Source organism: Streptomyces europaeiscabiei, assembly GCF_001550375.1.
Lineage (GTDB): Bacteria > Actinomycetota > Actinomycetes > Streptomycetales > Streptomycetaceae > Streptomyces > Streptomyces europaeiscabiei.
Window position 1 is genome coordinate 18,903 of sequence record NZ_LRTR01000387.1, and the last position, 19,228, is coordinate 38,130.

Consider the following 19,228-nt stretch of genomic DNA (forward strand, 5'->3'; position numbering starts at 1 on the left):
GGCGCGGGGAGCTGCGCGACCAGCCACGTACCCCCGCAGTGGCCCTACAGCGGGTACCTCCGAGCCAGGAGGCATCCGAACCGTAGACTGGCCGCGTGAGTGAGTCCCCGTACGACAGCAGCGAGCAGCCCGACGCGGGCGACCCCTTCGAGGAGATTGTCGCGGCCGAGACCGACCGGGACCCCGATCTCGCGGTGATCGAGGCCGGCAGCCGCACCCTGCGCACCCAGAGCGGCCCGCCGGAGGGCGACGTGCCGACGCGCCCCGCCGATCCGGCCGTCGACAAGGCGCTGCGCCAGGTCGAGACGGAACTGGCCGGCCGCTGGGGCGAGACCAAGCTGGAGCCCTCGGTGAAGCGGATCGCCGCGCTGATGGACGTCCTGGGCGAACCCCAGCGCTCGTACCCCTCCATCCACATCACCGGCACCAACGGCAAGACCTCCACCGCCCGCATGATCGAGGCCCTGCTCAGCGCCTTCGAACTGCGCACCGGCCGGTACACCTCCCCGCACGTCCAGTCGATCACCGAGCGCATCAGCCTCGACGGCGCCCCGATCTCCGCAGAGCGGTTCATCGAGACGTACGAGGACGTCAAGCCGTACATCGAGATGGTCGACTCCCAGCAGGAGTACCGGCTCTCCTTCTTCGAGGTGCTGACCGGCATGGCGTACGCCGCCTTCGCGGACGCACCCGTGGACGTGGCCGTCGTCGAGGTCGGCATGGGCGGCACCTGGGACGCCACCAACGTCATCGACGGGGACGTCGCCGTCGTCACCCCCATCGACCTCGACCACACCGACCGGCTCGGCGAGACGCCCGGCGAGATCGCCGTCGAGAAGGCCGGGATCGTCAAGCAGGACGCGACCGTGATCCTGGCGCAGCAGCCGGTGGACGCGGCGCAGGTGATGCTGAAGAAGGCCGTGGAGGTCGACGCGACGGTGGCCAGGGAGGGTCTGGAGTTCGGCGTCGTCGCGCGGCAGGTCGCCGTGGGCGGGCAGATGCTCACCCTGCGCGGTCTCGGCGGCGAGTACCCCGAGGTCTATCTCCCGCTGCACGGCCCGTACCAGGCGCACAACGCGGCCGTCGCCCTCGCCGCGGTCGAGGCGTTCTTCGGCGTCGGCTCGCAGCGCCCGGAACCGCTCGGCCTGGACACGGTCCGCAAGGCCTTCGCGGCGGTCTCGTCACCGGGACGGCTGGAAGTCGTACGACGGTCCCCGACCGTCGTGCTCGACGCCGCCCACAACCCGGCCGGCGCGCGGGCCACGGCCGAGGCCGTCGGTGAGGCGTTCGACTTCAGCCGGCTGATCGGCGTGGTCGGGGCCAGCGGCGACAAGAACGTCCGGGGTCTCCTGGAGGCCTTCGAGCCGATCTTCGCCGAGGTCGTGATCACGCAGAACTCCAGCCATCGGGCGATGGACGCCGACGAACTGGCCGGGATCGCGGTCGAGGTGTTCGGCGAGGAGCGGGTGCAGGTGGAGCCGCGGCTGCCCGACGCCCTGGAGGCGGCGGTCACGCTCGCCGAGGAGGAGGGCGAGTTCACGGGCGGCGGCGTCCTCGTCACCGGTTCCGTCATCACCGTCGGTGAAGCCCGGCTGCTGCTGGGGAAAGGCTGAGTTCCACACATGCGTACCCTCTGTTCTTCGACCCTGATCGGCGAGTTCTTCGTGATCGGCCTGGCCGGGCTGGTCGCCATGAAGGATCCCGAGCTGACCATGTCGACGGTCTGGACGGTCAGCGGCATCGCCATGTTCCTGTGCGTCGTGCTGTGCGGCCTCGTCACCCGGCCCGGCGGCATCCAGTTCGGCTGGGCCCTCCAGATCGCGCTGATCCTCTCCGGCTTCTTCGTCCCGACCATGTTCTTCATGGGCGCGGTCTTCGCCGCCCTGTGGTGGGCCTCGGTCCACTTCGGGCGGAAGATCGACGAGGCGAAGGCCCGATTCGCGGCACAGGCCTCCGCCGAGGCCGGCGCCGGAGCCTCCTGAAGCAGGGGCGAGGCCCTGGTTCAGGGGTGGCCGGGCCCTCGGGCCCGGCCACCCCTGACGCTGCGTAACACCCGGTCGGGCGCGCCCTGTAGCCTCTGAGCTCCGCACCCTTGTGATGAAGGAGTCACCACTGTGAGCCAGCGCACCCTCGTCCTGCTCAAGCCCGACGCCGTCCGGCGTGGCCTGACCGGCGAGATCATCAGCCGTATCGAGCGGAAGGCCGGCTGGCAGATCACCGCGCTGGAGCTGCGGACCCTGGACCAGGACACGCTGGAGCAGCACTACGGCGAGCACAAGGGCAAGCCGTTCTACGAGCCGCTCGTCCAGTTCATGGCCTCCGGCCCGGTCGTCGCGCTGATCGTCGAGGGCGAGCGCGTCATCGAGGGAGTGCGGGCGCTGGCCGGCCCGACCGACCCGATCGCCGCGCAGCCCGGTTCCATCCGTGGTGACTACGGCGTGATCGTGCGGGAGAACCTGATCCACGCGTCGGACTCCGAGGAGTCGGCCGAGCGCGAGGTGAAGATCTTCTTCCCCGGGCGCGCGTAGCGGCGTCAGCGCTTTCGCTACGGCGGGGGCCGGTGATCGGTCCTGCCCCCGCCACCCTTACTCTTCTGGCAACACACGGCCTCTTCTGGCAACACACGGCCACCACCCACACGGCCTACCCCCGGCTGACCAGCCAACCCGCCGAAAATCCGGCCGTACAACGGCATATGCGCGGCGATCGAGGGAACGTGCACCCCCGATGGACCGTCTGCAGAGGCGAGGCGGCGCATCGCATGCCCACAATGGCGAAGACCCTCGCGCAGTGTTCGTGCGGGCGAGACTACGATGTAAGCCTTCACGTCACAGCACCCACTTCGCCGACCCGAAAAGCCCTGAAAGGCTCTCAAAAGCCGTCAGCGCTCCGCTTGGGAAGGCCAGACGAATCCTGATGGGGAACTCAATGTCGTTCATCGGCCGTGACATGGCTGTCGACCTCGGGACCGCCAACACGCTGGTGTACGTCAGGGGTCGTGGGATCGTACTGAACGAGCCGTCCGTCGTCGCGATCAACACCAACACCGGTGGAATTCTCGCGGTCGGCGCGGAGGCGAAGAAGATGATCGGGCGGACCCCGGGCAACATCGTTGCCGTACGTCCGCTGAAGGACGGTGTCATCGCCGACTTCGAGATCACCGAGCGGATGCTCCGCTACTTCATCCTGAAGATCCACAAGCGGCGGTATCTCGCCCGTCCTCGCGTCGTCGTCTGCGTGCCGTCCGGCATCACCGGTGTCGAGCGTCGCGCCGTCATCGAGGCGTCCTCCCAGGCCGGCGCCCGTCAGGTGCACATCATCGAGGAGCCCATGGCAGCGGCCATCGGCTCCGGCCTGCCGGTCCACGAGGCCACGGGCAACATGGTGGTGGACATCGGCGGCGGCACCACGGAGGTCGCGGTCATCTCCCTCGGCGGCATCGTCACCGCCCAGTCCATCCGCGTCGCGGGCGACGAGTTGGACAACGCGATCATCCAGCACATCAAGAAGGAGTACTCGCTCCTTCTCGGTGAGCGGACGGCCGAGCAGATCAAGATCACGATCGGTTCGGCGTACGACCTCGACGCTGACGAGCACACCGAAATCCGCGGCCGGGACCTGGTGTCCGGGCTGCCCAAGACCGTCGTCATCTCCGCCGCGGAAGTGCGGAAGGCGATCGAGGAACCCGTCAACGCCATCGTCGATGCCGTCAAGACGACCCTGGACAAGTGCCCGCCGGAACTCTCCGGCGACATCATGGACCGTGGCATCGTCCTGACCGGCGGCGGCGCCCTGCTCCGCGGTCTCGACGAGCGGCTCCGCCGTGAGACCGGAATGCCGATCCATATCGCCGAGGACCCGCTGGACAGCGTGGCGCTCGGCTCCGGCAAGTGTGTCGAGGAGTTCGAGGCGTTGCAGCAGGTGCTCGACGCCCAGCCCCGCAGATGAAGTAACACTTCGATTCCGCCGTACGGGACGTTCTCCTCTCGTGCGGCGGATCGTTGATATCGAGGCATAAGCTCCCACAAAGCGCCCCTGTCGTTCCCGTCTCGGGATTCCCAGGGGCTACCCGAATTCCCCCATTCCTGTCGAATTCCTATGAGGAAGGCACGGCCGCCGCACGTGAGGGACACACGAGAGAGCCGGCTGCTCCTGGTGCTGCTGATCGCCGTCGCGTTCGCGCTGATCACGGTGGACATCCGCGGCGGGGAGGACTCACCGGTCGACGGTGCCCGACGTGGAGCCGCCACCGTCTTCGGCCCGATCGAGGACGGAGTGTCGACCGCCGTCGACCCGATCGGCAACGCCATAAGCGCCGTCCGCGACTCCGGCTCCCGCCACGACCGCCTCGCCGCGCTGGAGAAGGAGAACGCCGAACTGAAGGCGTCCCTCGGCAGCGACGACCGCAACCACAGCAGGGTCGAGCAGCTCGACAAGATGCTGAAGACCGCCGCGAACGGCCAGTACGGCATCAAGGGCGCCGAGGTCATCGCCATAGGAGCGGCCCAGGGCTTCTCCTGGACCGTCACCATCGACATCGGCAGCAACGACGGCATCACCCGCGACATGACCGTCCTCAACGGCAACGGACTCGTCGGCCGCGTCACCACCGTCGGACCGAACACCGCGACCGTGCTCCTCGCCAACGACCCCGACTTCACCGTCGGCACCCGCATGGAGGCCACCGACGAGCTCGGCTTCGCCTCCGGTCAGGGTGACCGGCCGCTGCGCGTCGAACTCCTCAACGGCAAGGCCAAGGTGAAGGCGGGCGACCGCCTCGTCACCTTCGGCTCGCAGGCCGACAAGCCGTTCGTACCCGGCGTCCCGGTCGGCCTCGTCTCCCGTGTCGACCCCTCCGGCGGCGACCTCACCCGCACGATCTACGTCAAGCCGTTCGTGGCCTTCACCCAGCTCGACATCGTCGGCGTCGTCGTCCAGCCGCCCCGCAAGGACCCGCGCGACACCGTCCTGCCGAACAAACCGAAGGCCACACCCACACCGACCGTGACGGTGACGGTCACCCCGGGCGCGGACGAACCCGGCGACGGCACCGACGGACAGCCGCAAGAGCAGTAGACGTAGGACAGTAGGAGCTGACCCCTTCATGCGCTTCAACCGGATGCTGCTCTCCACCACCCTGGTGATCGTCGCCCTGGTGATCCAGGTGAGCGTCCTCTCCAGACTCCATCTTCCGGGCGCCGTACCGGACCTGGTGCTCCTCACCGTGCTCGGCCTCGCCCTGGTCTACGGCCATGTCGGCGGCGCCCTCGTCGGCTTCGGCGCCGGGCTGCTGTCCGACCTCGCGCCACCCGCCGACCACGCGGCAGGACGGTACGCCCTGGTCCTCTGCGTCATCGGCTACCTCGCGGGGCTTGCCAAGCCCGAGACCGGCCGGCTCAAGTCGGCGACCGGGCCGATGGCCGTGGTCGTCGTCGCCGCGCTCGGCGCGACGCTCCTCTACGCCGGGCTCGGCGCCCTCGTCGGTGACGACGCGGCCCGCCATGTCGGCCTGTCCAGCCTGCTGTTCACCGCCGCGCTCTACGACCTGCTGCTCGCGCCCTTCGTCGTCCCCGGCGTCATGGCGCTCGCCCGGCGCGCCGAGAACAACCCGCTCGCCGAGACCAACAGCGCCGCCAAGGCATCCGACGTCTCCTCCGGCTGGCTCTCCTCCGGCACCGGCCTGCGCATCGGCAACCAGCGCGGCGGACTCCGCATCAAGGCCGCGCGATCACGGATGGCCAAGGCGGGACGCATCAAGGGGGTCAAGCGGCTGTGACGGCACGTCAGAGGCCGTGCGGGTCGGACGGGGGAACCGATCACGGCCGAGCGGTGTACTCCATGTACCAGCACCATGCGCACCACCCGCACGGGCAGCGCCCGTTCACGTACCACCCGTTCACGCACTGAGAGGGGGAGACAGGCAGTGACCAACATCCCGGAGACCGGGCGGACCCCACGGGTCCAGATCCGGCTCATCATCATCCAGATCCTCGTCTTCTCCCTCCTCGGCACCCTCGGCGGCCGCCTCTGGTACCTCCAGATCCGCGAGGGTGACGCCTACGCCAAGGAGGCCTCCGGCAACCACGTCCAGCAGGTCGTGCAGCCCGCCGTGCGCGGCTCGATCCTGGACGCCCGCGGAGTGCCGATCGCCGACAACGAGACCCGGCTGGTCGTCTCGGCCTCCCGCACCGACCTGCTGAAGATGGACGACGACGGCAAGGCCGTCCTCACCAAGCTTGCCGGGGTCCTGGACATGAAGTCCGAGGACGTCATGGACAAGGTCCGCCTCTGCGACTCCGAGACGCCCCAGCCCTGCTGGAACGGCTCGCCCTACCAGCCGATCCCCATCACCGACGAGGCCACCGCCAAGCAGGCCCTGCAGATCCGCGAGCGCTCCGAGGACTTCCCCGGCATCACCGCCGAGCCCCAGGCCGTCCGCCGCTATGCGAGCCCCGGCGGCTCCAAGACCTCACAGGTCCTCGGCTATCTCTCGCCGGTCACCGACGAGGAGATCACCAAGGCCCAGGACACCGACTCGCCGTATCTGCGCTCCGACCAGGTCGGCCGTTCCGGTCTGGAGCGCCAGTACGACAAGGAGCTGCGCGGCAAGGCGGGCGTCACCCGCTACGAGGTCGACAACCTGGGCCGCGTCATCGGTGAGGCCGAGGCCGACCCCGCCGAGCCCGGCGCCAACCTGGTCACCAGCGTCGACGCCCGCGTGCAGCGCATCGCCGAGTACGAACTGAACGAGGCGATGAAGGAAGCCCGCAAGCAGAACGACCGCAACACGGGGACGAACTACAAGGCCGACTCCGGTGCTGTCGTCGTGATGGAGGCCAAGACCGGCCGCGTCGTCGCCATGGCCTCCAACCCGGACTACGACCCGAACGCCTGGGTCGGCGGCATCTCCGCCAAGGACTACACCAAGCTCACCGGCAAGAAGTCCAACTATCCGCTGCTGAACCGCGCGATCCAGGGTCAGTCGGCCCCCGGCTCCATCTTCAAGGTGGTCCCGACCGCCGCCGCGGTGAACGCCGGCTACTCCTTCAACGGCCCCTACGAATGCTCCAGTTCGTACTCGATCGGCGGCCAGGTCTTCAAGAACTTCGAGTCCCAGAGCCACGGCGGGATCAGCCTCGGCAAGGCGCTGGAGGTCTCCTGCGACACCGTCTTCTACCGCCTCGCCCACGAGGAGTGGAAGCGTGACGGAGGCATCAAGCCCAACAAGGGCGCCAACGACTGGTTCTACAAGACCGCCCACCAGTTCGGCCTCGGCGACGAGACCGGCATCGACCTGCCCAACGAGGTCACCGGCCGTATCCCGGACCGCAAGTGGAAGCTGGACTACTGGAAGGCCAACAAGGACGCCTGGTGCAAGTACGGCAAGAAGGGCGGCACGTACGCCGAGCAGATCGCGTACGAGAACTGCCTCGAAGGCAACCGCATGCGCGCCGGTGACTCCGTCAACTACTCCATCGGCCAGGGTGACACCCTCGTCACCCCCATCCAGATGGCCACCATCTACGCGGCCATCTCCAACGGCGGCACCCTCTACGACCCCACCGTCGGCAAGGCCGTCATCAGCGCCGACGGCAAGAACGTGCAGGCGATCGCACCCAAGTCGCACGGCAAGCTGCCGATGACGAAGAAGACCCGCGACGAGATAGACGAAGCCCTTGAGGGAGTCGCGACCCGTGGTACGGCCGCCTGGCGCTTCCAGGGCTGGCCGCAGGACGAGATCCCGATGCACGCCAAGACGGGTACGGCCGAGGTCTACGGCAAGCAGACGACCTCCTGGTTCGCCACGTACACCAAGGACTACTCGATCGTCATGACGATCTCCCAGGGTGGTACGGGCTCCGGTGCCTCGGCCCCCGCCGTGCGCAAGCTGTACAACGCGCTGTACGGCGTCTCCGAGGACGGCAAGATCGACAAGAGGAAGGCGCTCCTGCCCACCCCGCAGAAGGGCCTGCCGAAGATCGAGTCCGACGGCTCGATCGACAGCCCGAAGCTGGATTCCTACCCGCCGAAGAAGACCAAGAAGGAGACCGCGGAGGACGGCACACAGACCGTCGCCGCCGGTCCGGGCGCCCAGCCGGTGTCCTTCGACGTCCCGGCGGCGATCGTCAGTACACGCGGCGGCAGCGGCAACCGTGCCGCACGCCGACGAACGGAGTGCGGCCGACGGGGTGCGGGCGGTGGCAGAGACCGCCGCGGGAGCGGCCAGGGGCGGAGGACGTCCGTATGACCGGCAACAGCTTCTCCGTCTCCGGGTACGGGCCTGAACGCTCCGGCTGGACCCGGCTGTTCGCCCGTGACTCGCTCGCCCGTCGGCTCGACTGGCCGATACTGTTCTCGGCCATCGCGCTCTCCCTGATCGGCGCGGCCCTCGTCTACTCGGCGACCCGCAACCGCACGGAACTCAACCAGGGCGACCCGTACTACTTCCTCTTCCGGCACCTGCTCAACACCGGCATCGGCTTCGCCCTGATGATCGGCACGGTCTGGCTCGGTCACCGCACCCTGCGCACGGCCGTACCGATCCTGTACGGCATCTCGGTCCTGCTGATCCTGCTGGTGCTGACCCCGCTGGGCGCGACGATCAACGGCGCCCACGCGTGGATCGTCATCGGCGGCGGCTTCTCGCTCCAGCCCTCCGAGTTCGTGAAGATCACGATCATCCTGGGCATGGCGATGCTGCTGGCGGCCCGGGTGGACGCGGGCGACAAGGCCCACCCCGACCACCGCACGGTCGTCCAGGCCCTCGGCCTCGCCGCCGTGCCGATACTGATCGTCCTGCTCATGCCCGACCTCGGCTCGGTCATGGTCATGGTGGTCATCGTGCTGGGCGTCCTGCTCACCTCCGGCGCGTCCAACCGATGGGTCCTCGGCCTCATCGGCACGGGCGCGATGGGCGCGATCGCCGTCTGGCAGCTCGGGGTGCTCGACGAGTACCAGATCAACCGCTTCGCGGCCTTCGCCAACCCCGAGCTCGACCCGGCCGGCGTCGGCTACAACACCAACCAGGCCCGCATCGCCATCGGCTCCGGCGGACTCCTCGGCACCGGACTGTTCAAGGGCTCGCAGACCACCGGACAGTTCGTGCCCGAGCAGCAGACCGACTTCGTCTTCACGGTGGCGGGGGAGGAGCTGGGGTTCGTGGGCGCGGGGCTGATCATCCTGCTGCTCGGGGTCGTCCTGTGGCGGGCGTGCCGGATCGCCCGCGAGACCACCGAGCTGTACGGCACGATCGTCGCCGGCGGCATCATCGCCTGGTTCGCGTTTCAGGCCTTCGAGAACATCGGAATGACCCTCGGCATCATGCCGGTGGCGGGACTGCCACTGCCGTTCGTGTCGTACGGCGGATCGTCGATGTTCGCGGTCTGGGTGGCGGTGGGGTTGTTGCAGTCCATTCGAGTGGAGCGCCCGATGTCGGCGTAGGGCTTCGCGCTGCTCCGGGGCAGGCTTCCACGCTCCTCCGGGGGCGCGGTGGTCTGCCCCTTTGCCCGAAGTAGGACTAGATTCATTTCATGGCGGACATCAAGCGCGAGATCGAGCGGAAGTACGAGTCCGACGAGAGCGGCCTGCCGGACCTCACCGGTGTGGCCGGGGTCGCGACCGTCATCGACAAGGGTGTGGCGGAGCTGGACGCCGTCTATTACGACACCCCCGACGAACGCCTCGCCGCCGCCTCCATCACCCTGCGCCGTCGCACGGGAGGCAGTGACGCGGGCTGGCATCTGAAGCTCCCCGTCTCCTCGGGAGTCCGCGACGAGATCCGGGCCCCGTTGTCCGACGCGCTGCCCGACGAACTCGCGGGGCTCGTGCGTTCCCGGGTCCGGGGGGCGGACCTGGTCCCGCTGGTCCGCCTTCTCTCCAGTCGCGATGTCAGCGAACTGCTCGACGCGGACGGCGCTCTCCTCGCCGAGGTCAGCGTGGACGCCGTCGTCGCCGAGCGGCTCACCGAGGACGGCAGGACCGCCCAGTGGTCCGAGATCGAGGTGGAACTCGCCGACGACGGCGACCCGGCCTTCCTCGACAAGGTCGACAAGAAGCTGCGCAAGGCAGGCGTACGGCCGTCGGATTCGCCGTCGAAAATGGCCAGGGCACTGCAGGAGACGGCACCCGGGAAGAACAGGAAGAAGGACAGGAAGAAGGACAGGAAGCGGGACGAGGCGGAGGCGCCCGGTGAGCCCGTCACCCCCGGTGATCATGTCCTCGCCTACGTCCGCGTCCAGCGCGACGCGATCATCGAGCTCGATCCCGCCGTACGCCGGGACGTCTTCGACTCCGTCCACAGCATGCGGGTCGCCACGCGCCGGTTGCGCAGCACCTTCAAGTCGTTCGGGAAGGTGCTGGACCGGGCCGTCACGGACCCGATCGGCGAGGAGCTGAAGTGGCTGGCGGGGGAGCTGGGCGTCGACCGTGACCAGGAGGTCCTGACGGAACGGCTCACCGGGGCGCTGGACGATCTTCCCGAGAGCCTGGTGACGGGCCCGGTCCATGCGCGGCTGCGCGCCTGGGCGCAGCGGGACGGCGGTACCGGCCCCCGGAGCGAGCTGATCGAGGCGCTGGACGGGCGGCGGTATCTGGAGCTGCTGGAGTCCCTCGACGCCGTGATCGCGGATCCGCCGCTGCTCAAGGCCGCCGGCGGTGATCCCGAGAAGGTGATCACCAAGGCGGTCAAGAAGGACTTCGACAAGGTGGCCGCCCTGGTCGAGGAGGCTCTGGCGCAGCCGCCCGGCGCCGACCGCGACCTCGCCATGCACGAGGCCCGCAAGAAGACCAAGCGCACCCGGTACGCGGCCGAGGCGGCGCGTCCTCTGCTGGACAAGCCGGCCAAGGCGCTCGTCAAGGACATGAAGTCCCTGCAGAGCCTCCTCGGCGACCACCAGGACAGCGTGATGGCCCGAGAGGCCCTGCGCGACCTCGCCCACCAGGCCCATGCGGCGCCGGGGGAGAGCGCCTTCACGTACGGGCTGCTGTACGGCAGGGAGGAACGGCGGGCGGAGCTGGCGGAGGCGGCGCTGCCGGGGACGTGGGCGAAGATCAGCGGCGACATGCCCTTCTGAGGGCCGGGCGGTCGGCGCTGAGGGTCGGGCCTCCGGCAACGACGACCGGACAGCCCGGGCGGTGACGGTCGGGCGCGCGGCGCTCTGCCGACGACTGGGCGTGCGAGGGGTGTCTCCGGGGGCGTTACGCTAGATGGTCACCCCTGTCAGCTCACGAAGGTAACCCCGCGATGTCTGTCGAGTCGGTCTTCCCACAGCTCGAGGCCCTGCTGCCGCATGTGCAGAAGCCGATCCAGTACGTGGGCGGTGAGCTCAACTCCACCGTCAAGCCCTGGGAGTCCAGCGACGTCCGCTGGGCGCTCATGTACCCGGACGCGTACGAGGTCGGTCTGCCCAACCAGGGCGTCATGATCCTCTACGAGGTGCTCAACGAGCGCGAGGGCGTGCTGGCCGAGCGCACGTACAGCGTGTGGCCGGACCTGGAGGCGCTGATGCGGGAGCACGGCGTCCCGCAGTTCACCGTCGACAGCCACCGCCCGGTGAAGGCCTTCGACGTGTTCGGTCTGTCCTTCTCCACGGAGCTGGGCTACACCAACATGCTGACCGCGCTGGACCTGGCCGGGATCCCCCTGGAGTCCAAGGACCGCACGGTCGACGACCCGATCGTGCTGGCCGGCGGCCACGCGGCCTTCAACCCCGAGCCGATCGCCGACTTCATCGACGCGGCGATCATCGGCGACGGCGAGCAGGCCGTGCTCGACATGACCGACATCATCCGCGCGTGGAAGGCGGAGGGCCGGCCTGGTGGCCGCGAGGAGGTCCTGTTCCGCCTCGCGAGGACCGGCTCGGTCTACGTCCCGGCGTTCTACGACGTCGAGTACCTCGCGGACGGCCGCATCGGCCGCGTCGTACCGAACAGGTCGGGTGTCCCGTGGCGGGTGTCCAAGCACACCGTCATGGACCTGGACGAGTGGCCGTACCCCAAGCAGCCCCTGGTCCCGCTCGCCGAGACGGTCCACGAGCGGATGTCGGTGGAGATCTTCCGCGGCTGTACCCGCGGCTGTCGCTTCTGCCAGGCCGGCATGATCACTCGCCCGGTCCGGGAGCGTTCCATCACGGGCATCGGTGAGATGGTCGAGAAGGGCCTGAAGGCGACCGGCTTCGAGGAGGTGGGCCTGCTGTCGCTGTCCTCCGCCGACCACAGCGAGATCGGCGAAGTCGCCAAGGGCCTGGCGGACCGGTACGAGGAGGACAAGATCGGTCTGTCCCTCCCCTCCACCCGCGTGGACGCCTTCAACGTGGACCTCGCGAACGAGCTGACGAGGAACGGCCGACGCTCGGGTCTGACCTTCGCGCCCGAGGGCGGCTCCGAGCGCATGCGTAAGGTCATCAACAAGATGGTCTCGGAGGACGACCTCATCCGGACCGTCTCCACCGCGTACGGCAACGGCTGGCGCCAGGTGAAGCTGTACTTCATGTGCGGCCTGCCGACGGAGACCGACGAGGACGTCCTCCAGATCGCCGACATGGCGATGAAGGTGATCGCAGAGGGCCGCAAGGTCTCCGGCCAGAACGACATCCGCTGCACCGTGTCGATCGGCGGGTTCGTCCCCAAGCCGCACACACCGTTCCAGTGGGCCCCGCAGCTCTCCGCCGAGGAGACGGACGCGCGGCTCGGAAAGCTCCGCGACAAGATCCGCGGCGACAAGAAGTACGGCCGTTCCATCGGCTTCCGCTACCACGACGGCAAGCCGGGCATCGTCGAGGGCCTGCTGTCACGCGGCGACCGCCGCATCGGTGCCGTCATCCGCGCGGTCTACGAGGACGGCGGCCGCTTCGACGGCTGGCGCGAGCACTTCTCCTACGACCGCTGGATGGCCTGCGCCGACAAGACCCTCCCCGCCTTCGGTGTCGACGTGGACTGGTACACCACCCGCGAGCGCACCTACGAGGAGGTCCTCCCCTGGGACCACCTGGACTCCGGCCTCGACAAGGACTGGCTCTGGGAGGACTGGCAGGACTCCCTCGATGAGACCGAGGTCGAGGACTGCCGCTGGACCCCGTGCTTCGACTGTGGTGTGTGTCCTCAGATGGACACCCACATCCAGATCGGCCCTACGGGCAAGAAGCTGCTGCCGCTGTCGGTCAAGCAGCCGGTGGGGAGTGGGCAGCACAGCCACTGACCGTCCGCGGCCGTGAGCGTGGAACGGTCGTGGCATGAAGGACTTGGGTCGTGAGGGGTGTCCGGAGGGCCGGTCGGCCGTTCTCCGGGCACCCCTATTTCTCAGGTGCTACCGGTCGGTGACGCGGGGTGTGACGGTTGAGCCGCCGTTGATGATGCTGTCCGAGGGCTGGAGCTCGACCCTGAGCCAGGGGCGCGGGTTGCCCTGGGCGTCGTTGCAGTTCAGGGTCGCGTGGGGCTGCGTGTCGACCGGCACGCAGGTGGTCTCCCAGATCTCGCCGACGGTCGTGACGACGTTGAACTTGACGAGGCCCTTGTCGGCGCTCGTGTGGTCGCCCTTGTTCTGGCCCTTGTCCTCGCCGTGGTCCTTGGCGGTGCCGGCACCGTGGTCCTGGCCGGCGCTCTGGGTGTGGCCCTGGCTCGTGTTCTGGGCGTGACCCTGGCTCTGGCTCGTGTTCTGGGCCTGGCCTTGGCCTTGGCCCTGGCTGTGGCTCTGGCCCTGGCTGTGGCCCTGGCCCTGGCTGGTGTTCTGGCCCTGGCTCTGGCTCTGGCCGGTGTTCTGGGCCTGGCCCTGGCTGTGACTCTGGCTCGTGTTCTGGCCTTGGCTGTGGCTCTGGCTCTGGCCCGTGTTCTGACCGTGCTCCTTGCCGGTGCCCTGGCTGTGCTCCTTGCCTGTTTCCTTCGGCCCGTGTCCATGGCTGTTGCCGTAGGAGTGGGTGTTGACGGAGACGCCGCAGGCGAAGCCGACATCGGCGCCCTGTGAATCACTGCCGCCTGCGGGGAAGTTGGGGTGGGTGCTGAGGTCGGTCCACAGGAACGGGTGGGCGGCTGCGCCCCGGAGGTCGCGGATGCCCGCGAAGACCCGTCCCTCGGACAGTACGACCCGGAACTCGGACTTCTTCGAGTCCTGTACCGCGTCGATGTCGGAGCAGGGGCCGGCAGGGCCCGTGGCGCCGGTCGTCCCGGTCGATCCCGTCGCTCCGGTGGCTCCCGTGCCTCCGGCGACGCCATCCGCTCCGGTGGGCCCGGTGGGTCCGGCGATGCCGTCCAATCCGGTGGGCCCGGTGGGGCCGGTGGGTCCGGCGATGCCGTCCAATCCGGTGGGTCCGGTGGGGCCGGTCGGACCCGCGATGCCGTCCGCTCCCGTGGGGCCGGCCGGACCCGTGGCGCCGTCCTCACCGATGTCGCCCTGGGGGCCGGTGGCACCCGTCGCGCCGGTGGCACCCGTCGCGCCCGTCGCGCCGGTCTCTCCCGGAGGGCCGGTCGGGCCGCCGGGACCTTCCTCGCAGTGGTCGTCGTTGCCACCGAGTGCCGCGGTGCGGTCGTTGTCCTCCTGGTCGTACCAGTCGGACGCCGATCCGTCGTGCTCACCCTGCTCGTCGGAGGGAGGGCACTCCTCGTCGCCGGCCCTCGTCGTCGTGGAGTGCTCGGACATGCTTCGCGTGGCCGCGGCGGCGGGGGCGGCCAGTCCGGCTGCCACTACCAGCGCGAGCGAGGCAAAAGTGCTGACCTTGGTGATCCTGTCTCGGGCCAGCGGGCCTATCAGCGAGATCGTCCTGCGCTCAGGACTCATCTAGATGCTCCTTGTTTCAACCGGTTTGGGGCTTCTCCCCGCACTCGATCGTGAGCCTCACCCCTGTCCACCGGGCCGACCAGCGCGCTGGCCCGTACGGGGGGCGTAGATCATCAAGTCGGCCTAAGCGGGTGTCACGGGTGGGCTAATTCAACGCTTTTGGAACCTATTTGTGAGATAGAAGGAGGTATGTCACGCGGCCGTTCCGGCGGCGTTCCAACTTCTCCGGGACCGGTGAGGCCGTGAAATCGCAGACCATCTGTCTCTGCATGATCGTCAAGAACGAGGCGCGGGTGATCGAGCGCTGCCTCGCCTCGGTCCGCCCCCTGATCGACACCTGGGTCATTTCCGACACCGGTTCCACGGACGGTACGCAGGACCTGATCCGCAAGGCGCTGGACGGTATCCCGGGCGAGCTGCACCAGGACACCTGGGTCGACTTCGGGCACAACCGGACGCGGAACATCCAACACGCCCGGGGCAAGGCCGACTTCCTGCTCACCATCGACGCCGACCACGTCATGCGCCAGGACGCGCCGCTGCCCCGGCTGACGGCCACCTCGTACATGCTGCGCTACGACTACCCGGGCACCCAGCACCGTTTCAAGCATCTGATGCGGGGGGACCGGATCTGGCGCTACGAAGGTGTGACCCACGAGTACCCGTGCACCGACGCACCCGATGTCCAGGAGAACCTGGACGCGATCGTCATCGAGGACCACGCCGACGGCGGCTGCCGCGACGACAAGTTCGAACGCGACGCCCGTCTGCTCAGGCGTGAACTCGAACGCGACCCGGCCAACCCCCGCACCGTCTTCTACCTGGCCAACACCGAACGCGACCTCGGTCACGCGCGGGAGGCGATCGCGCTGTACGAGCGGCGCGCGGCGATGGGTGGCTGGGGCGAGGAGGTCTATTGCTCGCTGCTCGAAGCCGGGATGCTCAGAGCGGAGAAGGAGGAGGACTGGCCGGGAGCCATGGACACGTTCTCCCGGGCCTGGGAGGCCCGTCCCGCAAGGCTCGAAGCCTGCTACGAGTTGGCCTCCCGCCTCCGTCTCCGGCGCCGCCACCACACGGCACACGCCCTTCTCGTCGACGTCGTCGACAGGCCCGCACCGGACGACCTGCTCTTCACCAAGCCCTGGGTCTACCGATGGGGGCTGCTGTTCGAGTTCTCCATCGCCGCCCACTGGGTGGGTGACCACGACGCGGCCCTGCGGGCGTGCGACCGTCTGCTGGCCATGCGGGACCTGCCCGAGCGCATCCGCCGTCAGGTCGAGATCAACCGGAAGTTCTCCGCACCGCACGCCTCCGCACCGGATCTGTCCGCCGTGGTGCGCCGCCCCAAGGCCTCCCGGGCCGGTAAGTCGGCCAAGTCCGCGAGGGCCTCCGGGCGCAAGCGGTAGGGCCCTCGGCCGAGTTGCCGGGGCGGGCGGGGCCACAGGGGTGCACGGGCGGGAATTCGCGGACGTGTGGCTGGATCCGTACGGGGCGTTGAGGCGTCTACGTCGTCATGGACCTGGAGAAGAGGCCTGCCCGACCGTCCGCCCCGCCGTTCGCCCCGCCGACCGCCGAGCGGCCGGCGGGGCGGACGCCTGAGCGGCAGCAGACGCCCGAGGGGTGCCTCGTCGTCGCGATCCGGATTCCCGTGCGGATCGTCGTGCTCGTGCTGGTCGTGCCGGTGCGGATGGTGTGGGACGTGCTCGTGGTGGTCGGGCGGTTCCTGACGGACACCGTGTTGCGCCCACTGGGGCGGGTGTCGCTGTGGGTCGCCAGGGCCGTCCTCGTGTGGCCGTGGGTGGCGCTGTGGCGGTACGTCGTCGTGCCGGTCGCCAAAGGGCTCGGCCGGCTCGGGTACTGGCTGCTGGTCGTGCCGGCGGTGTGGCTGTATCGGTACGTGCTGACGCCCGTGGGACACACGATCGCCTGGGTGGCCGCCGGGATCCGGAGCGGGGCGGTCCGGGCGGCCGCCGGGGTCTGCGCCGGGCTCGGGTGGCTGTACCGGCGGACGTTGGCGCCGCTCGGACGGGGCATCGCCTGGCTGGCCAGGGGCATCGGGGTCGGGATCGCCGCCGTCGCGGTCGCGCTGTTCACGGCCTCGGCCTGGCTGGTGCGGTACCTCCTCGTCGTCCCGGCCCTGTGGCTGTACCGGTATGTGCTGACGCCCGTGGGACACGCGATCGCGTGGTTGGCACGAGGCGTCGTGCGGCTCGTACGGACGATCCTCGCCGGGCTCTGGCTCGGGATCTACTGGACGTCGCGCGTGCTGCTCGTACTGCCCGCTCTCGCCGTGTGGCGGTGGGTGCTCGCACCGGTCGGGCGGATGCTCGCCGTCGTGGGACGGGAGATCTGGGACGCCCTCCGACACGCATGGCGCGTGGCGGGGCGGATCTCGCTCGCCGTCGGCCGGTTCCTGGCGAACCTCTTCCGGTGGATCTTCGTCGAGCCGACGCGGTGGGTGTACCGGACGGTCCTCACGCCCGCCGGCCACTTCGTACGGGATGCCGTGTGGAAGCCGGTCGCGGCGGTCGGGCGCATGGTGGGCCGTACCATCCGGCAGGCCCTGGCCGCCGCCCGCGAGTCCGTCCGCCAGGCCCGTGCCGGTGTGCGGTCGGCGCTCTTCGGGCGGCCGGCGGAGCCGAAGCCTGTCCACCGGCGGGAACCGGGGGCCGCCGGGACACGTACTCTTGATAGCAGTACGACCGCACTCACGAAGGACTGAGCGACACTGGGCAAGCGACAGCCCGAAGGCCCGCCGCCCGCACCCGCGGTGCAGCGCATCCGACTGCGCTACACCAAGCGCGGCCGCCTCCGGTTCACCAGCCACCGTGACTTCCAGCGCGCCTTCGAGCGTGCGCTGCGCCGTGCCGAGGTACCGATGGCGTACTCGGCGGGGTTCACGCCGCATCCGAAGGTGTCGTACGCCAATGCCGCACCCACCGGCACGGGCAGTGAGGCGGAGTACCTGGAGATCGCGCTCACCGACGCGCGCGACCCTGAGAAGCTCAGGATCCTGCTCGACGAGTCGCTGCCCACCGGGCTCGACATCGTCGACGCGGTCGAGGCCCGGACCTCCGGGCTCGCCGACCGGCTCACGGCCTCCGTGTGGGAGCTGCGCCTGGACGGCGTGGACCCGGCGGACGCCGGGCGCGCGGTCGAGGCCTTCAAGGCGGCGGACCTCGTCGAGGTCCAGCGCAGGGCCAAGAACGGCGTACGGACCTTCGACGCCAGGGCCGCCGTCGTCGATCTCGAGAGCCGTGACGGACGGGACGGAAGCGACGGACCTGACGGTTCTGAGACGTCCGGTCCACAGGCTGATAGGCCGACGGACCAGCCCTGTGCGATACTGCGGCTGGTTGTTCGGCACGTGACGCCTGCCGTACGACCCGACGACGTCCTGTCCGGTCTCCGCGCCGTGGCCGACCTGGCGCCGCCGGTCCCCGCAGCGGTGACCAGGCTGGCGCAGGGGCTTTTCGATGCAGAGAGCGGCACGGTGACCGACCCGCTCGCGCCCGACCGCGAGGCAGCGCCGGCCCTCTCAACGGCCGAACCCGCTGCCGCCGCGAAGGCGTCGGCGCCGGTAGGCCCCGCGTAGGGACGAACGTCGTAGCGCCGCCCTCTGATCCGGGAGCCACCTGGATCGGGCAGCGCACCGACCACAAGACTTTCGCCAGGCCGTACGCAACATGCGTACGGAACCGGCGAGACAGGACACAGAGAGCTCCCGTGCGGCGCCCGCGCCCCGGACGGCGGCAGTCGCGCATGACGCGAGCCGCGGACGTCACCGGCCACGCCGGACCGAGTGCGGCGCCCGGGAGCCTGACGGGAGAAACGCCCGCATGCCCGAATCGATCGAATCCGCAGAGCCCGCGAAGGGCTCCGAGAACAACACGCCGAGCGACACCCTGCCGCCGCGCCGCCGTCGCCGTGCCGCGTCCCGCCCCGCGGGACCGCCGTCCGCCGCCTCCGAAGCGGCCGCGGAGACCACCGCGCCGGCCATACCGGTCGCCGAGTCCGAGGATCTCGCGTCCGCTGATGAGGTGACGGTCGTGGACGAGGCTGTCGTGGATGCCGAGGCCGACGAGGAAGCCGCCGAGGCCGAGACCGCCGCTGCCGAGACGTCCGCCGCCGACGAGGAGGCCGCGCCCGCCGGTCGTACGCGCCGTCGTGCGACCCGCCGGGCATCGGCCCCCACCGGCGCGCCCCAGGCCGCCGAGGAGAGTGCCGACACGCCCGAGGCCGCCGCCCCGGTCGAGGCTGCCGCCGTCGAGGAGGCCGCGCCCGCCGGTCGTACACGCCGTCGTGCCACGCGGCGGGTGTCCGCGCCCGCCGGTGAGCCGGTGGCCGCAGAGGTCGTTCAGGCTCCGGCGGAGGTCGCGGAAGCCGCCCCCGTCGCGGCTCCGGAGTCCGTGGAGGAGGCGGCCGAGGAGGCCGCGCCGCGTCGTACGCGTCGCCGGGCCA

14 protein-coding genes and 1 pseudogene are annotated in these 19,228 nt (G+C 69.7%); 14 read left to right on the plus strand and 1 reads right to left on the minus strand.

The genetic code is table 11. From position 1 onward, the window contains the following. The first annotated feature begins 95 nt into the window (after positions 1-95). The 10 genes from folC (at position 96) to AWZ10_RS18330 (ending at position 13,195) form a co-directional block, all read left to right on the plus strand. Positions 96-1,613: a bifunctional tetrahydrofolate synthase/dihydrofolate synthase gene (gene folC, locus AWZ10_RS18285; protein WP_046706124.1), complete on the plus strand. Its 1,518-nt coding sequence runs from the start codon at positions 96-98 to the stop codon at positions 1,611-1,613. 9 nt (positions 1,614-1,622) lie between these two features. Next, positions 1,623-1,982, plus strand: a complete 360-nt coding sequence (locus tag AWZ10_RS18290; RefSeq protein ID WP_046706123.1) for a DUF4233 domain-containing protein — start codon at positions 1,623-1,625, stop codon at positions 1,980-1,982. 132 nt (positions 1,983-2,114) lie between these two features. Further along, entirely contained in the window at positions 2,115-2,528 is a 414-nt protein-coding gene (gene ndk, locus AWZ10_RS18295; protein WP_037703078.1) for a nucleoside-diphosphate kinase, read from the plus strand. A 400-nt stretch (positions 2,529-2,928) separates the two neighbouring features. Continuing rightward, positions 2,929-3,948 (plus strand): rod shape-determining protein, encoded by a 1,020-nt coding sequence (locus AWZ10_RS18300; RefSeq protein ID WP_004931372.1) that lies wholly within the window; start codon positions 2,929-2,931, stop codon positions 3,946-3,948. Positions 3,949-4,122: 174 nt separating this feature from the next. Continuing rightward, positions 4,123-5,076 (plus strand): rod shape-determining protein MreC, encoded by a 954-nt coding sequence (gene mreC / locus AWZ10_RS18305; protein WP_046706122.1) that lies wholly within the window; start codon positions 4,123-4,125, stop codon positions 5,074-5,076. A 28-nt stretch (positions 5,077-5,104) separates the two neighbouring features. Beyond that, a complete protein-coding gene (gene mreD / locus AWZ10_RS18310) occupies positions 5,105-5,776 on the plus strand; it encodes a rod shape-determining protein MreD (RefSeq protein ID WP_060891592.1) in 672 nt (223 codons plus the stop codon). Positions 5,777-5,923: 147 nt separating this feature from the next. Further along, entirely contained in the window at positions 5,924-8,248 is a 2,325-nt protein-coding gene (gene mrdA, locus AWZ10_RS18315; RefSeq protein ID WP_060891593.1) for a penicillin-binding protein 2, read from the plus strand. Continuing rightward, positions 8,245-9,441 (plus strand): rod shape-determining protein RodA, encoded by a 1,197-nt coding sequence (gene rodA, locus AWZ10_RS18320; RefSeq protein ID WP_037703073.1) that lies wholly within the window; start codon positions 8,245-8,247, stop codon positions 9,439-9,441. Before mrdA ends, rodA begins: the two co-directional genes overlap by 4 nt. 89 nt (positions 9,442-9,530) lie before the next feature. Continuing rightward, positions 9,531-11,072, plus strand: coding sequence for a CYTH and CHAD domain-containing protein (locus AWZ10_RS18325; protein ID WP_060891594.1), 1,542 nt, complete (start codon positions 9,531-9,533; stop codon positions 11,070-11,072). A gap of 170 nt (positions 11,073-11,242) precedes the next feature. After that, positions 11,243-13,195: a TIGR03960 family B12-binding radical SAM protein gene (locus AWZ10_RS18330; RefSeq protein WP_060891595.1), complete on the plus strand. Its 1,953-nt coding sequence runs from the start codon at positions 11,243-11,245 to the stop codon at positions 13,193-13,195. A 108-nt stretch (positions 13,196-13,303) separates the two neighbouring features. On the opposite strand, the gene AWZ10_RS18335 is transcribed toward AWZ10_RS18330, so the two are convergent. Beyond that, entirely contained in the window at positions 13,304-14,767 is a 1,464-nt protein-coding gene (locus AWZ10_RS18335; protein WP_060891596.1) for a low complexity protein, read from the minus strand. A 269-nt stretch (positions 14,768-15,036) separates the two neighbouring features. On the opposite strand from AWZ10_RS18335, the gene AWZ10_RS18340 reads away from it, so the two are divergent. The 4 genes and pseudogenes from AWZ10_RS18340 to AWZ10_RS18355 all read left to right on the plus strand — a co-directional run. After that, entirely contained in the window at positions 15,037-16,173 is a 1,137-nt protein-coding gene (locus AWZ10_RS18340; RefSeq protein ID WP_060891597.1) for a glycosyltransferase, read from the plus strand. Between the two features lie 107 nt (positions 16,174-16,280). Continuing rightward, the gene (locus AWZ10_RS18345) at positions 16,281-17,489 is read left to right on the plus strand and encodes a hypothetical protein (protein WP_079104396.1); all 1,209 of its coding nucleotides are present in this window, start codon (positions 16,281-16,283) and stop codon (positions 17,487-17,489) included. A 48-nt stretch (positions 17,490-17,537) separates the two neighbouring features. After that, positions 17,538-18,362, plus strand: coding sequence for a TIGR03936 family radical SAM-associated protein (locus AWZ10_RS18350; RefSeq protein ID WP_046707950.1), 825 nt, complete (start codon positions 17,538-17,540; stop codon positions 18,360-18,362). 244 nt (positions 18,363-18,606) lie between these two features. Further along, a pseudogene (locus tag AWZ10_RS18355) lies at positions 18,607-19,228 on the plus strand (Rne/Rng family ribonuclease); the annotation flags it as partial.

Bases quoted from the DNA above. Each gene is read 5' to 3' on its own strand.
- AWZ10_RS18290 (WP_046706123.1), top strand. From the start codon at position 1,623: ATGCGTACCCTCTGTTCTTCGACCCTGATCGGCGAGTTCTTCGTGATC.
- AWZ10_RS18300 (WP_004931372.1), top strand. From the start codon at position 2,929: ATGTCGTTCATCGGCCGTGACATGGCTGTCGACCTCGGGACCGCCAAC.
- mreD (WP_060891592.1), top strand. From the start codon at position 5,105: ATGCGCTTCAACCGGATGCTGCTCTCCACCACCCTGGTGATCGTCGCC.
- rodA (WP_037703073.1), top strand. From the start codon at position 8,245: ATGACCGGCAACAGCTTCTCCGTCTCCGGGTACGGGCCTGAACGCTCC.
- AWZ10_RS18325 (WP_060891594.1), top strand. From the start codon at position 9,531: ATGGCGGACATCAAGCGCGAGATCGAGCGGAAGTACGAGTCCGACGAG.
- AWZ10_RS18330 (WP_060891595.1), top strand. From the start codon at position 11,243: ATGTCTGTCGAGTCGGTCTTCCCACAGCTCGAGGCCCTGCTGCCGCAT.
- AWZ10_RS18335 (WP_060891596.1), bottom strand. From the start codon at position 14,767: ATGAGTCCTGAGCGCAGGACGATCTCGCTGATAGGCCCGCTGGCCCGA.
- AWZ10_RS18340 (WP_060891597.1), top strand. From the start codon at position 15,037: ATGATCGTCAAGAACGAGGCGCGGGTGATCGAGCGCTGCCTCGCCTCG.
- AWZ10_RS18345 (WP_079104396.1), top strand. From the start codon at position 16,281: ATGGACCTGGAGAAGAGGCCTGCCCGACCGTCCGCCCCGCCGTTCGCC.